Origin of the sequence: Pseudomonas sp. MIACH (assembly GCF_001269925.1) — a bacterium.
Classification (GTDB): domain Bacteria; phylum Pseudomonadota; class Gammaproteobacteria; order Pseudomonadales; family Pseudomonadaceae; genus Aquipseudomonas.
Window position 1 is genome coordinate 1 of record NZ_LHVO01000072.1, and the last position, 18,045, is coordinate 18,045.

Sequence of the window (18,045 nt, forward strand, 5' to 3'; positions counted from 1 at the left end):
AGCGTTAACAAAGTCAGCGCCCTTCTGGGTCAGTACAACGTTATTGCCGGAGAGACTGTAGTAGCCGTCTACGTTGCTGTTGCCGGTGAAGGAAACAGTCAAACCTTCGCGTGGAGTTTCTTCATCAGTCGCAGTGAAGCGGCCAGCGACGGTGCCTGCAGTAGCAGAGTTCTCATCAATGGTGACTGGTGCGACGCTGATCACCGGCACGTCGTTATGCAGAGTGACAGTCGGCTGACCAGTGCCATTGGAGCTAAGCCCCTCAGGGTCGGTAACCGTCAGATCAATCTTCGGCAGTTGATTGCCAGCGTTAACAAAGTCAGCGCCCTTCTGGGTCAGTACAACGTTATTGCCGGAGAGACTGTAGTAGCCGTCTACGTTGCTGTTGCCGGTGAAGGAAACAGTCAAACCTTCGCGTGGAGTTTCTTCATCAGTCGCAGTGAAGCGGCCAGCGACGGTGCCCGCAGTAGCAGAGTTCTCATCAATGGTGACTGGCGCAACGCTGATCACTGGCACGTCGTTGTGCAGAGTGACCGTCGGCTGGCCGGTGCCATTGGAGCTAAGCCCCTCTGGATCGGTAACCGTCAGATCAATCTTCGGCAGTTGATTGCCAGCGTTAACAAAGTCAGCGCCCTTCTGCGTCAGTACAACGTTGTTGCCGGAGAGGCTGTAGTAGCCGTCTACGTTGCTGTTGCCGGTGAAGGAAACAGTCAAACCTTCGCGCGGCGTTTCTTCATCAGTCGCAGTGAAGCGGCCAGCGACAGTGCCCGCTGTAGCGGAGTTCTCGTCGATTGTGACTGGCGCAACGCTGATCACTGGCACGTCGTTATGCAAGGTGACAGTAGGCTGGCCAGTGCCATTGGAGCTGAGCCCCTCTGGATCGGTAACCGTCAGATCAATCTTCGGCAGTTGATTGCCAGCGTTGACGAAGTCCGCGCCCTTCTGGGTCAGCACAATGTTGTTACCCGAAACGCTGTAGTAGCCGTCCGAGTTGCTGGTACCGGTGAAGGTGATCGTGAGACCCGCGCGCGGCGTTTCCTCGTCGGTGGCCGTGAAGGTACCGGCGACGGTGCCTGCTTTAGCGGCGTTCTCATCGATGGTGACTGGTGCGACGCTGATCACCGGCACGTCGTTATGCAGAGTGACAGTCGGCTGACCAGTGCCATTGGAGCTAAGCCCCTCAGGGTCGGTAACCGTCAGATCAATCTTCGGCAGTTGATTGCCAGCGTTAACAAAGTCAGCGCCCTTCTGGGTCAACACAACGTTATTGCCGGACAGGCTGTAGTAGCCGTCAACGTTGCTGTTGCCGGTGAAGGAAACAGTCAAACCTTCGCGCGGCGTTTCCTCATCAGTCGCAGTGAAGCGGCCAGCGACGGTGCCCGCAGTAGCTGAGTTCTCATCAATAGTGACTGGCGCGACGCTGATCAGAGGCACGTCGTTTACCAACGTCACGTCCGGCGTGGCGGTATCGTGCGAGCTGCCTTTATCGGCATCCGTCACGGTCAAATCAATCGCAGGCAGCTTATTACCCGCGTTGACGAAGTTTGCACCCGCCAGGGTCAACACCACGGCATTGCCAACGATGGTGTAGTAGCCATTTTTGTTGCTGTCGCCGGTGAAGCTGACTTTCAGCTCGGCAACCGGTGTCTCGACGTCGCTGACGGTAAAGTGACCGGCAACGGTGCCTTCAGCCACGGCGCCTTCCTGCAGCGGGTTCGCCACGACATCTATGACGGGCAAATCGTTGACCGCAATCACATTGATCGGCAGCGTGATCGACTTGGAAACCGCAGCAGCATCGCCATCCTGCGCAGTGGCGGTCACCGTAAGGTTCACCAGGCCATTGGCGTTTTGCGCCGGGGTGAAGACCAGAGTGGCCTTGTCCCACAGGCTGATGTCGACACTGTGAACGTCAGCGCTGGCGGTGAACGTATGGCCCGTTTTGCCATCGGTGATGGTCGCGCCTTCCGGAATACCGCTGATCTCCAGCTTGAGCGTCTCGGAGCCGTCCTTGTCGGTGGCGTAAGCGTCGATGGCCGACAACTTGATCGCGTGGTCTTCCAGGCCGGTGTTCAGCACCTGGGTGACGCTGATGTTGTCCAGCACGCCACCGAGGGAGTTGTTGGTCTCGCCGGCCGGGGCCTTGAATTCGAGCTTGGCATCACCGTCAGCGGTGACCGGCACCACGAAGGTGTAGGTCTTCATGCCAACGACGGTGGTGTCCAGGGTGCCGACTTTGACGCCGCCCCAGAACACATCGATGACCGAATTGGTCTCGGCACCGGCGCGCGGGGAGTAGTCGACCGAGATGCTGTACGCCGTGCCGCTTTCGGCCTTGATGATGGTGTACAGGCTGGCGTCGTCGCCGGCATTTTTCTCGAGTTCGATGACCTGGCTGTTGCCTGGGGTCTCTACGCCATAAATGCTGCTCTGGCCGATTTCGACTTGGCCGTCGCTATTACCGGTCAACCATTGGGTGGCTGGAGGGGTGCCGTTGCCGGCGGCGTTGTTGGCATCGCCGACTGCGACGGTGCCCCACGAACCGTTGAGGTGCGCGCTGTCGAAGTTGATCGAGGTGACGGTGCCGCCACCGAGCAGGTTCAGGTACGGCGCGTCGGTGACCGGAGCGATCGTCACTGGGGCAGTGGTTTCAGCGCTGGCTTTACCGCCGTTGTCGACCGCCGTGAAGGTGACCGACGTTGTGCCGCTCCAGTCAGCAGTCGGGGAGAAGTAGACCGCCGCCTTGCCATCGGCACCCGCAGGTACCGAATCGCCGACTTTGAGTTCGGTTGTCAGGCTGGCGTCACTGTACAGCTTGCCGTTATCCGGCAACGTCTTGATGACGAAGTTGGCGACGGAGCCGTCCACATCGGCGCCGCTCAGGACGATCTTGGCCGCATGGTCCTCGTCAGCGCCTGCAGAGTTAGCCGATGCCGTCGGGGCGTCGTTGAACAGTTCGACGGCGACCTTGCCAGTGGCGCTGGCGGTTTCCGGCGGCTCACGGTCGAGGTTACCGCCACCGTTATCGGTGACGTCGATGGTGACAGTGCGATCAGTGCCGACCGGATTGTTGCCCGGGGCCTGGAAGGTGATCGCTTCGACCAGCTTGATGAAGTCGGCGGCGCTGCTACCGGCTGACGAGTTGCTGGTCAGGGTGTAGGTGATTTTTCCATCGGCGGCGCTGCCGCTTTCGGTGATGGTGATACCGGCAACGGCGAGCGCCTTGAGCACGTCGGCATTGCTGAGCAGGTCACCGGACACCAGGTGATCAACCGTGACCACCACTTTGCTGAAGGTTTTGTTGTCGACGTCGGTGATGTTCAGGTTTTCGACCAGGGCCACCGCCGCTTTTTGCTCGACAAACGTGGTGCTGTCAAAACTGACCACAGGTTTATCGTTGACCGGAACCACGTAGATCACGGAGGTCACCGGAGCCGAGTCCGAATGGCCGTCGTTCACGGTGATGGTCAGGTTGCGATTGGCCGGGCTCGGGTCTTCGCTTTCGCTGGCGAAGTGCACAGAACGCAGGACTTCCTGGTATTCAGCCTTCGTGGCTTCGCCGGACAGGGTCAGTACGCCAGTGCCCTTGTCATAGTTGACGGTGATTTTGGTGTTGCTGACGTCTGCGATCAGTACGTCGTCGGTCAAGTGGTTGACCAGCGTGACTTTGGCACTCTTCAGGGTGTCGCTGTCGACGTCGGTGATGGTCAGGTTCGCCGCTACGTAGCCGCCTGGCTTGCCTTCGATGTAGGTGTCGCCAAATGCGTTGGTCGAACCGTTACCCAGCACCGGGGCGTCGTCGACCGCCGTGACCACGATGCTGATTTTGCCGGTCGTGACTTCTTCAACGTTGGTGCTCAACTCTTTGGCCGTCGCCTTCACGGTCAGGTCGAAACTGGCCGTCGAATCCTTGAACGGTGTAACGGTCAGGGTGCTCAGGTTCCAGGTGCTCACGTCGTACAGCGTGTTCGCGCCGGTCGAGACGATGCTATGACCGGTGGTGCCGTCGGTGAGCACGGCGCCTTCCGGCAAGCCGCTGATTTCAACCTTATGGGATTCCGAGCCATCGTTGTCGACAAACGTGGCAGTAATCGGCGCGATCTTGATCGCGGTGTCTTCCAGGCCGTGGTTGTAGACGTTGCCGGTGTAATAGCCTTCGCCATTCACCACATGGCTGTCACCGAGCACCATGCCGGCCGCTTCCAACGCTGCTGCACTGGTGTAGGTCTGCACACCGCTGCTGCCCAGCGACACCGACGGGCCGTTGTTGATCGACACGTTGACGTCGTAGTTGCCCGGGCCGTTCTGGTTGTAGTGGTAGATGTCGAGGGTGTAATACCCCGACTCGGTCGGCGTATAGGACGACCCGCCAATCCCGTTGCCCTGGCTCCAGGTCTCGGAAGCGACCAGCTTCCCGCCCACGGTGATTGCCAGGCTGTCGTCGGCAGTACCGGTGAAGGTGTAGCTCTGACCGGCTTCCAGGTAAACCAGGCCCGACACTTTGGTCGCGGTGCCTTCGGCCACATTCCCGTTGCTCACATTGCTGGTCACGCCTGTGGAGGCTGCGCTATCAGCGGTTTGGGCGTTGATCACCTTAATCAGGGTGCTGGACTCGGTGACGCCTTGGCCATTGGTGCCCAAGGCACCTGGCAGGTTGCTGCCGGTCCAGGTTTGAATGGTCAAACCAGTTGGCACTTGGCCGATGACCAGGATCGGCACATCCGTCACCGGGTGGATATCCACGGTGATGGTTTTAGTCTCGCTGTAGGAGTTGCCGTCAGTCGCCTGGAACTTCAACTCGGTGTAATCACCTTGCTTGTTACCCACGCCGGTGCCGCCGAAGCTGTTGTCGCCCGACTCATTGGCCGCCGGGCTGTAACGCACGTCGTGGTTATCGAAATCAGCCTGGGTGAAGGCCTTGCCCGGCGAGGTGTCGGTTTTCAGATCGGCCGTGGTGAGCTTGACCCACTCGCCGTTGACTTTGTATTCGATGGAACCGGCAGGCAGGCTGGTGAACACCACCGCAGGGCTCGTGGAATCTTCATCGTGTACGCCAAAAGTCCCCCAGGTCAGTTCGATTGGGGTGTCTTCATTGCTCTCGATATGGTTATCGGCGGCGGTTGGGGTGTCGTCGACCAGGGTGACGGTCGGCTGGCCGGTGCCATTGGAGCTGAGCCCCTCAGGATCGGTAACGGTCAGGTCGATCTTCGGCAGTTGATTGCCGGCGTTAACGAAGTCCGCGCCTTTTTGAGTCAAAACAACGTTATTGCCAGACAGGCTGTAGTAGCCGTCTACGTTGCTGTTGCCGGTGAAGGAAACAGTCAGGCCTTCGCGTGGGGTTTCTTCGTCGGTTGCGGTGAAGCGGCCGGCGACGGTGCCCGCTGTGGCGGAGTTTTCGTCGATGGTTTCTGGGGCGACGGAGATCACCGGCACATCGTTATGCAGCGTAACGGTCGGCTGACCGGTGCCATTGGAGCTAAGCCCCTCAGGGTCGGTAACCGTCAGATCAATCTTCGGCAGTTGATTGCCGGCGTTGACGAAATCCGCGCCTTTTTGAGTCAGTACGACGTTGTTATCAACGATGGCGTAGTAGCCGTTTGTGTTGCTGTTGCCCGTGAAGGAGACAGTCAGGCCTTCGCGAGGGGTTTCTTCATCGGTCGCGGTGAAGCGGCCAGCAACGGTGCCCGCTGTGGCGGAGTTCTCATCGATGGTTTCCGGGGCGACGGAGATCACCGGCACATCGTTATGCAGCGTAACGGTCGGCTGACCGGTGCCATTGGAGCTAAGCCCCTCAGGGTCGGTAACCGTCAGATCAATCTTCGGCAATTGATTGCCGGCGTTAACGAAGTCAGCGCCCTTCTGGGTCAGTACAACGTTATTGCCAGACAGGCTGTAGTAGCCATCCACGTTGCTGTTGCCGGTGAAGGAAACAGTCAAACCTTCGCGTGGGGTTTCTTCGTCGGTCGCAGTAAAGCGGCCGGCGACGGTGCCCGCTGTCGCAGAGTTTTCATCGATGGTTTCTGGGGCGACGCTGATCACTGGCACGTCGTTATGCAAGGTGACAGTCGGCTGGCCGGTGCCATTGGAGCTAAGCCCCTCAGGATCGGTAACGGTCAGGTCGATCTTCGGCAGTTGATTGCCGGCGTTAACGAAGTCAGCGCCTTTTTGAGTCAGTACAACGTTATTGCCAGACAAGCTGTAGTAGCCATCCACGTTGCTGTTACCGGTAAAGGAAACAGTCAGGCCTTCGCGTGGGGTTTCTTCGTCAGTCGCAGTAAAGCGGCCAGCGACAGTACCCGCTGTAGCGGAGTTTTCATCAATGGTTTCCGGGGCGACGGAGATCACCGGCACATCGTTATGCAGCGTAACGGTCGGCTGACCGGTGCCATTGGAGCTAAGCCCCTCAGGATCGCTAACGGTCAGGTCGATCTTCGGCAGTTGATTGCCGGCGTTAACGAAGTCAGCGCCTTTTTGAGTCAGTACGACGTTGTTATCAACGATGGCGTAGTAGCCATCCACGTTGCTGTTGCCAGTAAAGGAAACAGTCAAACCTTCGCGAGGGGTTTCTTCGTCGGTCGCGGTGAAGCGGCCGGCGACGGTGCCCGCTGTGGCGGAATTTTCATCGATGGTTTCCGGGGAAACACTGATGACCGGCACATCGTTATGCAGGGTGACGGTCGGCTGGCCGGTGCCATTGGAGCTGAGCCCCTCAGGATCGGTAACGGTCAGGTCGATCTTCGGCAATTGATTGCCGGCGTTGACGAAGTCAGCACCTTTTTGAGTCAGTACGACGTTGTTATCGACGATGGCGTAGTAGCCATCCACGTTGCTGTTGCCAGTGAAGGAAACAGTCAAACCTTCGCGTGGGGTTTCTTCATCGGTCGCAGTGAAGCGGCCGGCGACGGTGCCCGCTGTGGCGGAGTTTTCGTCGATAGTTTCTGGCGCGACGCTGATGACCGGCACGTCGTTATGCAGAGTGACGGTTGGTTGACCGGTGCCGTTGGAGTTGGCGCCCTCAGGATCCGCAACGGTCAGGTCGATCTTCGGCAGTTGATTGCCGGCGTTAACGAAGTCAGCGCCTTTTTGAGTCAGTACCACGTTGTTATCAACGATGGCGTAGTAGCCATCCACGTTGCTGTTACCGGTAAAGGAAACAGTCAGGCCTTCGCGTGGGGTTTCTTCATCGGTCGCAGTGAAGCGGCCGGCGACGGTGCCCGCTGTGGCGGAGTTTTCGTCGATAGTTTCTGGCGCGACGCTGATGACCGGCACGTCGTTATGCAAGGTGACAGTCGGCTGGCCGGTGCCATTGGAGCTAAGCCCCTCAGGGTCGGTAACGGTCAGATCGATCTTCGGTAGTTGATTGCCGGCGTTAACGAAGTCAGCGCCTTTTTGAGTCAGTACGACGTTGTTATCAACGATGGCGTAGTAGCCATCCACGTTGCTGTTGCCGGTGAAGGAAACAGTCAGGCCTTCGCGTGGGGTTTCTTCGTCCGTTGCGGTGAAGCGGCCAGCGACGGTGCCCGCTGTGGCGGAGTTTTCATCGATGGTTTCTGGGGCAACACTGATGACCGGCACGTCGTTATGCAGCGTAACGGTCGGTTGGCCGGTGCCATTGGAGCTGAGCCCCTCAGGGTCGGTAACCGTCAGATCAATCTTCGGCAGTTGATTGCCGGCGTTAACGAAGTCGGCACCTTTTTGCGTCAGTACAACGTTGTTGCCGGACAGGCTGTAGTAGCCGTCTACGTTGCTGTTGCCAGTGAAGGAAACAGTCAGGCCTTCGCGTGGTGTTTCTTCGTCGGTCGCGGTGAAACGGCCAGCAACGGTGCCCGCTGTGGCGGAGTTTTCATCGATGGTTTCTGGGGCGACGCTGATCACTGGCACGTCGTTATGCAAGGTGACAGTCGGCTGGCCGGTGCCATTGGAGCTAAGCCCCTCAGGGTCGGTAACCGTCAGATCGATCTTCGGCAGTTGATTGCCAGCGTTAACGAAGTCGGCACCTTTTTGCGTCAGTACAACGTTGTTGCCGGACAGGCTGTAGTAGCCGTCTACGTTGCTGTTGCCAGTGAAGGAAACAGTCAGACCTTCGCGTGGGGTTTCTTCGTCGGTCGCAGTAAAGCGGCCGGCGACGGTGCCCGCTGTCGCAGAGTTTTCATCGATGGTTTCTGGGGCGACGCTGATCACTGGCACGTCGTTATGCAAGGTGACAGTCGGCTGGCCGGTGCCATTGGAGCTAAGCCCCTCAGGGTCGGTGACGGTCAGGTCGATCTTCGGCAGTTGATTGCCGGCGTTAACGAAGTCGGCGCCCTTCTGGGTCAGTACGACGTTGTTGCCAGACAGGCTGTAGTAGCCGTCTACGTTGCTGTTGCCGGTGAAGGAAACCGTCAGGCCTTCGCGTGGGGTTTCTTCGTCAGTCGCAGTAAAGCGGCCAGCGACGGTACCCGCTGTAGCGGAGTTTTCATCAATGGTTTCCGGGGCGACGGAGATCACCGGCACATCGTTATGCAGCGTAACGGTCGGCTGACCGGTGCCATTGGAGCTAAGCCCCTCAGGGTCGGTGACAGTCAGGTCGATCTTCGGCAATTGATTACCGGCGTTGACGAAGTCAGCGCCTTTTTGAGTCAGTACGACGTTGTTATCAACGATGGCGTAGTAGCCATCCACGTTGCTGTTACCGGTAAAGGAAACAGTCAGACCTTCGCGTGGGGTTTCTTCGTCAGTCGCGGTGAAGCGGCCGGCGACGGTGCCCGCTGTGGCGGAGTTTTCGTCGATGGTTTCTGGGGCAACGCTGATGACCGGCACGTCGTTGTGCAGAGTGACGGTTGGTTGGCCGGTGCCGTTGGAACTGGCGCCCTCAGGATCCGCAACGGTCAGGTCGATCTTCGGCAATTGATTGCCGGCGTTAACAAAGTCAGCGCCCTTCTGGGTCAGTACGACGTTGTTGCCAGACAGGCTGTAGTAGCCATCCACGTTGCTGTTTCCAGTAAAGGAAACAGTCAGACCTTCGCGTGGGGTTTCTTCATCGGTCGCGGTGAAGCGGCCGGCAACGGTGCCCGCTGTGGCGGAGTTTTCATCGATGGTTTCTGGCGCGACGCTGATGACCGGCACGTCGTTATGCAGCGTGACGGTCGGTTGACCAGTGCCATTGGAGCTGAGCCCCTCAGGGTCGGTAACCGTCAGATCAATCTTCGGCAGTTGATTGCCGGCGTTAACGAAGTCAGCGCCTTTTTGAGTCAGTACGACGTTGTTATTAACAATGGCGTAGTAGCCATCCACGTTGCTGTTGCCGGTAAAGGAAACAGTCAAACCTTCGCGTGGGGTTTCTTCGTCAGTCGCGGTGAAGCGGCCAGCAACGGTGCCCGCTGTGGCGGAGTTTTCATCGATGGTTTCTGGGGAAACACTGATGACAGGCACATCGTTATGCAGCGTAACGGTCGGCTGGCCAGTGCCGTTGGAGCTGGCGCCTTCTGGGTCGGTGACGGTCAGGTCGATCTTCGGCAATTGATTGCCGGCGTTAACGAAGTCGGCGCCCTTCTGGGTCAGTACGACGTTGTTATCAACGATGGCGTAGTAGCCATCCACGTTGCTGTTGCCGGTAAAGGAAACAGTCAGGCCTTCGCGTGGGGTTTCTTCGTCAGTCGCAGTAAAGCGGCCAGCGACGGTACCCGCTGTAGCGGAGTTTTCATCAATGGTTTCCGGGGCGACGGAGATCACCGGCACATCGTTGTGCAGCGTAACGGTCGGCTGACCGGTGCCATTGGAGCTAAGCCCCTCAGGATCGCTAACGGTCAGGTCGATCTTCGGCAGTTGATTGCCGGCGTTAACAAAATCCGCGCCTTTTTGCGTGAGCACAACGTTATTGCCGGACAGGCTGTAGTAGCCGTCTACGTTGCTGTTGCCGGTGAAGGAAATCGTCAGGCCCTGGCGCGGTGTTTCTGCATCGGTGGCGCTGAACGTACCTGCGACGGTACCGGCTGTAGCGGAGTTCTCGTCGATGGTTTGGGGCGCAATGCTGATCACCGGCGCGTCGTTGACCGGTGTAATCGTCACCGTCAGCGTGCTGCTCGACCCGGTATTGGTGGTGTAGCCAATCTGCGGCACTTCACCGCTGTAATCCTTGACCGGCGTGAAGGTATACGCTCCATCGGTGCCAATCGTGATGCTGCCCACGCCCTGGATAATGGCGGTCTGGCCTGCGCTGTAGGTGGTACCACCCACATTGAAGGTCGCGACGGTCAACACGTTATCAATGTCGCTGTCGTTGCTCAGCACGTTGCCGGTAGCGACGTTATCTTCGACGATAGTGTTGGTATCGGCGACCAAAACGCTTGGATCATCCACAGCAACGACAGTGGAAGTGGCCGGCGCGGGATTGATCGCCAGGTTTTCGTAGTTACCACCGGTCGCACTGGTAATGGTGGCGCTGACGGCCAGGTCCTTGCCATCTGCCAGGTTGGCAGGTGTATCGACACTGACCGTGCCGGTGGTTTTACCGGCTTCGATGGTAATGGTCTGGTCGTTGGACAGCTTGATGACAACGTCGGTCTGCGCCGCGTTGGTCACGGTCGCGGTGTAGACGATCTTGCCGCCCTCATCCACCGATGCAGTCGCGGTCAGTGTGACGGTGGTGGTGTCGATGGTGTCGTTGACCTGCGTCACCGCCGGCGTCGGGTCGGTGGTGATGATCAGGTTGCCGCCGCCGGAGGTGCCGGCAATGGTGGCGGAAATCGACGAGGCGTCCAGGTAAGGCGTGTCGTTTCCGGCAAACGTGACGTTGAGTGCGCCCGAGGTCTGGCCTGCAGCGATCACGACAGAGAGGCCGTTGGACAAGGTCACGGTGAGGTCGCTGGTCGGCGCCTGAGTGATAAACACCGTGTAGACAACAACGCCACCGGCTTCGGTGATGCTCGGCGTGGCGGTCAGGGTGATGGTGACGTTGCGCGGGTCGACGCCGTTATTGTTGGCGCCGGTGAAGGTACTGTTCACTGCATCACCGGCATTCAAGCCGGTCGTCGGGTAGCCAATGGTGGGGTCAACCGCGCCTGCGGTGGCCTCCAGCACGACAAAGCTGTGGCCGCCACCCACGGCACCGTCGGAACCAGCAGCCGTTGGGCCGGCCGCAGTGGCTTCGAGGTCTTGGGTCGGGTCGGCGCCGGCAGCGATGGCTTGCTGGAGTTCGGCGACGGACGGTGCGGCTTGAGCAGTGGCGGCACTCAGGTCGGTGGACGAGTCAGGAGCGTTTGCGCTCCACTGACTGTCGCGGCCCAGGTCAATCACGCGGCCATCAGCCAGTTCCAGCGACACAGCGCCTGCAGGGCCGGTATCGACCTGCTCCCCAGCGAACAGGCGATCACCTTCTACGAGCAGGCGACGAATCCCTTCCGGGGAAACTGCGAACACTTGACCGACAATGCTTTTGACGACCGCAACGCTGCTCATAAAAGACTCTCCGTGTATTACCGTTCAGGGGGTATCCATCAAGGAGACCGGCCCTCTCGCTGGTGCCGATTCAATAGCTGGAGTACTTAATTTCTTTGATAAAATATTGGCGTCAATATTTTGTTGTTCCGTCGGAATAATTACTTTTCCGTCAAGGTATTGACCTATTGGGCGTCATCCTAAACAATCCGCCCGGTAATGTCACATTGATATTTATGCGGCCTCGCGACTTTCTGTTTGCGCCCTCTGGCGCCCTAGAAAAACGGGCATTTCGAGTTGCCACTCCAATGCAATATTCCAAGTTTGTTGCGGTTTTCAGGCAACCAATCTCCGGGGAAACATCAGAATGCGTTTGCACCTCTTTAAAGCTGTGCCCTTTGCTCTAGCCGCCAGTTTCGTCCAGGCCCAAACCTTGCCTGAAGCCATGCAAAGCGCTGTGGAAAACCACCCGGAGATCCAGGCAGCTATTAATGCGCGCATTGCCGCCGATTATCAGGTCAGAGAGGCGCAGGGCGGTTACCTGCCTAAAGTCGACGTGCTGGGCGGTTATGGCCGTGAAAGCTCCGACAACACCTCGACCCGTGCCGCCAGCAACAGCCATGATTGGAAAACCTTGAATCGCGGCGAGTCGACCATCCGCCTGCAACAAAATTTGTTCCAGGGCTTTGGCACCATCAATGAAGTCGGCCGCCAACAAGCCACCGCCAATTCCCGTGGCTATGCACTGCTCAATACCTCCGAGCGCACCGCGCTGACCGTCGCGCAGGTGTATCTGGATGTCTTGACCCGTCGTGAGATGGTGCAACTGGCAGAAGACAACCTGAAAAGCCACGAACGTATTTTTGACCAGATCAAATTGCGCACCAGCCGTGGCGTCGGAAGAATGGCGGACATGGATCAGGCCGAAGCCCGACTGGCTCAGGCGCAAAACAACCTGATCACCGAGCAGACCAACCTGGCGGACGCCAACACCAACTTCCTGAGTGTGGTGGGCAAAGAACCCGACCAGCTGGAAAAACCCATGGGGATTGTGACCGCCCTGCCGGCCAGCCTGGATCAAGCACGCCGTGAGATGATCGCGGACAGCCCGGTATTGCGCTCTGCCGAGTCGGACATCGCCGCTGCCGAAAAGCAGTACGAAGCCGCCAAGTCGACCTTCTACCCGCGCTTTGATGCGGTGCTGCAACGCTCGGCCAACAACAACATCGGCGGCGAAGAAGGCCATGACAATGGCTACTCCGCCATGCTGAACATGCAGTTCAACCTGTACAACGGCGGCAGCGACAAGGCCAGCCTGCAGTCCAAGGCCTCCCAGGCCACTCAGGCGCTGGACATCCGCAACAACGCCCTGCGCCAGTTGAACGAAGAGCTGGGCCTGGCATGGAACGCCTATAACAATGCCAGCCAGCAGGTGCCTATCGCACAGCAATACGTGGACCGCAGCACCAAAGTGCGCACGTCATACCAGCAGCAGTTCAGCCTGGGTGAGCGTACACTGCTCGACTTGCTCGACAGCGAGAACGAACTGTTCACCGCTCAACAGCGTTTGGCACAAATCAAAAGCCTCTATATCTACACCCAGTATCGAATCAAGGCCGACATGGGCCAACTGCTGAGAAGTCAGGGTGTGGTTGCCCCGCTGGCATCAGTTGTGCAGAACGATATTAAACCGTCGGTAAACCTGCCAGGGATGAACTGATTCTTGACGGCGTTGGACCACACAACCGTTTAAGAGAGAGTCAGCTTGGATTCTGAAATAGGTTTGGCGCAACTCAACCATGACCCGCGCACTCAGCATGACGACCCGTTGCTGGATGGGCTGTTGGCTCTCTGCTCACTGCATTACAAGCCCGCCAGCCGGGCCATGCTGACCACCGGCCTGCCCTTGGCGGGGCAGCGCCTGAGCCCAGACTTGCTGCCGCGCGCAGCAGCTCGGGCGGGTTTGCAGGGGCGCTTGCTGCAGCGCACGCTGGAGAAGATCCCGTCTATCGCACTGCCAGCCTTGCTGCTGTTAAAGGAAGGACGCAGTGCGGTGCTGTTGGGATGGGACGGTGATACCGCCCGCCTGTTGCTCAGCGAAAGTGACGGCGGCGAAGTCCAGGTCAGCCGTGAGGTGTTGAGTCAGGACTACAGCGGCCGGGTTTTCTTCGCCCAACCGCAACATAAATTCGACATCACCAGCGGCACGCTGATCCCGCGCGCGCACTCGTGGTTCAAAGACACCCTCAAACGCTCGCGCTGGCTGTACGCCGACGCCATCGCCGCGAGCCTGGTGATCAACCTGATCGCCCTGGCTGCCCCGTTGTTTGTGATGAACGTGTACGACCGTGTGGTGCCGAACCAGGCCACCGCCACCCTGTGGGTGCTGGCAATCGGTATTTGCGGCGCCTACCTGTTCGACCTGCTGCTCAAGAGCATGCGCAGTCTGTGCCTGGACCTTGCCGGCAAAAAAACCGACCTGATCATCTCCGCGACGCTGTTCGAGCGCATCGTGGGCATGTCGATGAAAATGCGCCCGGCGCGCGTCGGCAGCTACGCCTCCAACATCCACGAGTTTCAGGGGATGCGCGACTTCCTCACCTCCCTGACTCTAACCAGCCTGATCGATTTGCCCTTTACCCTGATTATCCTGGGCGTGATCGCGCTGCTGGGTGGCCACCTGGTGTGGATTCCCATCGTCGCCTTCCCGCTGGCCCTGGGGATCGGCCATTTCCTGCAAAAACCGCTGACCGCGACACTTGAGCGCACCATGGCCCTGGGGGCCGAGCGCCAGTCGAGCCTGATTGAAACCCTCGCCGGGCTGGATGCGGTGAAGGTCAACAACGCCGAAAGCGAACGCCAATACCAGTGGGAACAGACCATTGGCACCCTCAGCCGCCTGGAACTGCGGGTCAAGGTCTTGTCCGGACTGGCGATGAACATCACGCTGCTGATCCAGCAAGTGGCCGGCGTGGCGATGATCATCTTCGGCGTGTACCAGATCATCGACGGCACCCTCAGCATGGGCGGCCTGGTGGCGTGCTACATGCTCAGCGGCCGCGCGCTTGGCCCGCTGGCCCAACTGTCGGGCCTGCTGACACGCTACCAGCAAGCCAAGGTGACGATGGTCTCGGTGGACCAGATGATGGAGCTCCCGCAGGAGCGCAACTTCGACGAGCGCCCGCTCAGCCGCAAGGCGCTGCAAGGTGCGATGACGTTCCGCGAGGTCGACTTTACCTACCCGAACCAGCAAACCCTGGCCCTGCGCGGGATTAACCTGAATGTTCGCCCCGGCGAGAAAATCGGCATCATCGGCCGCAGCGGCTCGGGCAAAAGCTCGCTGGCCAAGCTGCTGGTCGGCCTGTATCAGCCGGACTCCGGCTCGTTGCTGGTCGATGGCGTGGACATCCGCCAGATCGACGTCAGCGAGTTGCGCCACAACATTGGTTACGTCGCGCAGGACATCCAACTGCTGGCCGGCACCTTGCGTGACAACCTGGTCTCGGGTGCGCGCTACGTGGACGATGAGATGGTGCTGCAAGCCGCCGAACTCGCCGGCGTGCATGAATTCGCCAGGCTGCACCCGCAAGGTTATGAACTGCAAGTGGGCGAGCGCGGGCAAAACCTCTCCGGCGGCCAGCGCCAAAACGTCGCCCTGGCGCGCGCGTTGCTGCTGAACCCGCCGATTCTGCTGCTGGATGAACCCACCAGCGCCATGGACAACACCGGTGAAGAGCGCCTGAAACAGCGTCTGCAGTCGGTTATCGAAAACAAGACGGTGATTCTCGTCACCCACCGCGCTTCGCTGCTGAGCCTGGTCGACCGCCTGTTGGTGATCGACCGTGGCCAGATACTCGCAGACGGTCCAAAGGCGGCCGTTATGGAAGCGCTGAAAAAGGGGCAGATCAGTGTTGCTTAAGTCCGGCGCAGGCCGTTTGAAGGACGTCATCTTCCGCTATTTCAAGGGCCGCGACTCACTCGATGACCAGCCACTGCCCGAGGTCGAAAAAGCGCTGATCGACGACGCCCCCCGCATCGTGCGCCTGACCATCTGGGGCGTGATCGGCTTCTTCGTGTTCCTGCTGCTCTGGGCCCACTTCGCGATCATCGACGAAGTGACCAAGGGCGAAGGCAAGGCAATCCCCTCCTCGCGCATCCAGAAGATCCAGAACCTGGAAGGCGGCATCGTCGCGCAGATCTACGTGCATGAAGGGCAGATCGTCGAAGCCGGCGCGCCGTTGATCCGCCTGGACGACACCCGATTTGCCTCCAACGTCGGCGAAACCGAAGCCGACCGCGTGGCCATGGAACTGCGCGTGGAGCGTCTCAGCGCCGAGGTCGACAATCGACCGCTGAACATCACCGATGCCGCACGCAAAGCCGTACCCAACCAGGCCTCGAACGAAGAATCCCTGTACCTCAGCCGCCGCCAGCAGTTGGCAGACGAAATTGGCGGGCTGCAACAGCAACTGCTGCAACGCCAGCAAGAGCTACGTGAATTCAGCTCCAAGCAGGAGCAATACCGCAACAGCCTCAGCCTGCTGCGCCAGGAGATCGGCATGTCCGAACCGCTGGTACAGCAAGGCGCGATCTCGCCGGTAGAAGTGCTGCGCCTCAAGCGCTCCGAGGTCGAAACCCGTGGCATGCTCGACGGCACAACCCTGGCCATCCCCCGCGCCCAGGCCGCCATCAACGAAGTGCAGCGCAAAGTCGACGAAACCCGCGGCAAGTTTCGCAGCGAAGCCCTGGCTCAACTGAACGAAGCCCGCACCAACCTGAGCAAGGCCCAAGCCACCTCCAAAGGCCTGGAAGACCGCGTCAGCCGCACCATGGTCACCTCGCCCGTGCGCGGCATCGTCAAGCAGATGCTGGTCAACACCGTCGGCGGCGTGATCCAGCCAGGCAGCGACATGGCCGAAGTCGTCCCACTGGACGACACCCTGCTGGTAGAAGCGAAGATCCGCCCACAAGACATCGCCTTCCTGCACCCTGGCCAGGAAGCCATGATCAAATTCACCGCCTACGACTACACCATCTACGGTGGCCTCAAAGGCAAGCTCGAAACCATCGGTGCCGATACCGTGATGGACGAAGAGAAGAAAAACACCTTCTACATCATCAAACTGCGCACCGACCGCAGCCACCTGGGCACCGATGAGAAGCCGTTGCTGATCATCCCGGGCATGGTTGCCTCCGTGGACATCATCACAGGCAAGAAGAGCATCCTGAGCTACCTGCTCAAGCCGATCATCAAATCCCGTGCAGAGGCGATGCACGAGCGTTGATTTTTTGCTGATGGCACAGAGAAATATGGGGAGATTTGCGAAAACTTGGGTTTTCGCAAAAATAGTCAGATTTCAGGGGTTTACAGAACCTTGGCAGTCGCTATAATCGTCGCCCTAACACGCCGGTATAGCTCAGTTGGTAGAGCAACTGACTTGTAATCAGTAGGTCCCGGGTTCGACTCCTGGTGCCGGCACCATCTAAAAACAAGGGCTTGCAGCGATGCAGGCCCTTGTTGTTTCTGCCAGACGTACAAATACACGTACAATCCCCCCAGCAGTTTTCTCACCAGACTTGCTAAAGCGCCAGTTCGATGCAAGAGAGCCCAATAATGCTTGGTCACCCACACCACCTATATCCGAACGTATGAAGGCTGGCTGTATTTGGCCGTGGCGCTGGATCTGTTTTCACTCCAATTCATTGGTTGGTCAACGAAGTCACATGGTCAGCGACCTGACCATGGATTCGCTGCTGATACCCATGGGGAGGCGTAAGCTGAAGCAGGAGGAACGGCTCACTCTGACCAGGGCGCCCAGCACAACAGCTCTGATTGGCGCAGCTTTTTAAAGGCCAACAAACTCATTGCCAGCATGAGCCATAGTGCGAACTGTCAGACAACGTCTTAGCTGAAAGTTTTTTCCAGTTGCTTAAGCGGGAACGAATCAAGAGAAGAATCCACACAACGCAGGAAGATGCTCGCGGGGTTGTATTCGATTGCATCAAGGTTTCTTCAACCCAAAGGACATCATGACTTCAACAATCAGTCTTCACAGGTAGAGCTTGAAATTACTACACAGTGAGCTTGGAGTGTGCCGAGAAAACCAGTGGCGACTCAAAGCTTATTCTGAGATACCTGTAAAAACCTGATTGCGTCCATTCCTTTTTGCATTGTATAGATTTTTGTCCGCCAGAGCGATCCAACTGTCCACGTCAACAATACTAGAATTCCAAGGCATAACTCCCGCACTTAGAGTCGCATTAGATGCCGGAAAAGCCTTCTCCACCTCTGCCTCAAATATTTTACTAACCTCAACCATTCTCGCAACTGACTCTTTAACCGAAATATCCGTGAGAAATATACAAAATTCGTCCCCACCAAATCTGCATATGCAATCTACGGATCTAAGCTTTGACCTTAGAGCATCTGCCAAAATACAAAGCGCTTTATCGCCTGCATAATGGCCGTACGCATCATTTACAAACTTAAAACGATCAATATCAACCATTACCAGAACAGCTGACACCATGAATTTTGGCCGAGCTATACGTCCCGAGACCAGCTCGCACCAATACCGACGATTGAGTAACCCCGTTAAAAAATCAGTACAACTTAACTGCCTCAACAGC

5 protein-coding genes, 1 tRNA gene and 1 pseudogene are annotated in these 18,045 nt (G+C 58.4%); 5 read left to right on the top strand and 2 right to left on the bottom strand.

What is annotated here, in order from left to right:
• A partial coding sequence (locus AD670_RS30365) for a retention module-containing protein (protein ID WP_053140899.1) occupies window positions 1-11,436 on the bottom strand: 11,436 nt, incomplete at its 3' end.
• 346 nt (window positions 11,437-11,782) lie between these two features.
• Between AD670_RS30365 and AD670_RS30370 the strand changes: the two genes are divergently transcribed.
• From AD670_RS30370 to AD670_RS32135, 5 genes and pseudogenes are all read left to right on the top strand, one after another.
• Complete coding sequence (locus tag AD670_RS30370) at window positions 11,783-13,135, top strand: TolC family outer membrane protein (RefSeq protein WP_053140902.1); 1,353 nt, start codon at window positions 11,783-11,785, stop codon at window positions 13,133-13,135.
• A 45-nt stretch (window positions 13,136-13,180) separates the two neighbouring features.
• A complete protein-coding gene (locus tag AD670_RS30375) occupies window positions 13,181-15,334 on the top strand; it encodes a type I secretion system permease/ATPase (protein WP_053140905.1) in 2,154 nt (717 codons plus the stop codon).
• Window positions 15,324-16,700: an HlyD family type I secretion periplasmic adaptor subunit gene (locus tag AD670_RS30380; RefSeq protein WP_053140908.1), complete on the top strand. Its 1,377-nt coding sequence runs from the start codon at window positions 15,324-15,326 to the stop codon at window positions 16,698-16,700. The genes AD670_RS30375 and AD670_RS30380 overlap by 11 nt, the downstream gene beginning before the upstream one ends.
• A 121-nt stretch (window positions 16,701-16,821) precedes the next feature.
• A tRNA-Thr gene (locus AD670_RS30385) sits at window positions 16,822-16,897 on the top strand.
• Between the two features lie 74 nt (window positions 16,898-16,971).
• A pseudogene (locus tag AD670_RS32135) lies at window positions 16,972-17,498 on the top strand (DDE-type integrase/transposase/recombinase); the annotation flags it as partial.
• Between the two features lie 39 nt (window positions 17,499-17,537).
• Here the strand turns inward: AD670_RS32135 and AD670_RS31325 are convergent.
• The coding region (locus AD670_RS31325) for a GGDEF domain-containing protein (RefSeq protein WP_172681538.1) at window positions 17,538-18,045 on the bottom strand (508 nt) is incomplete at its 5' end.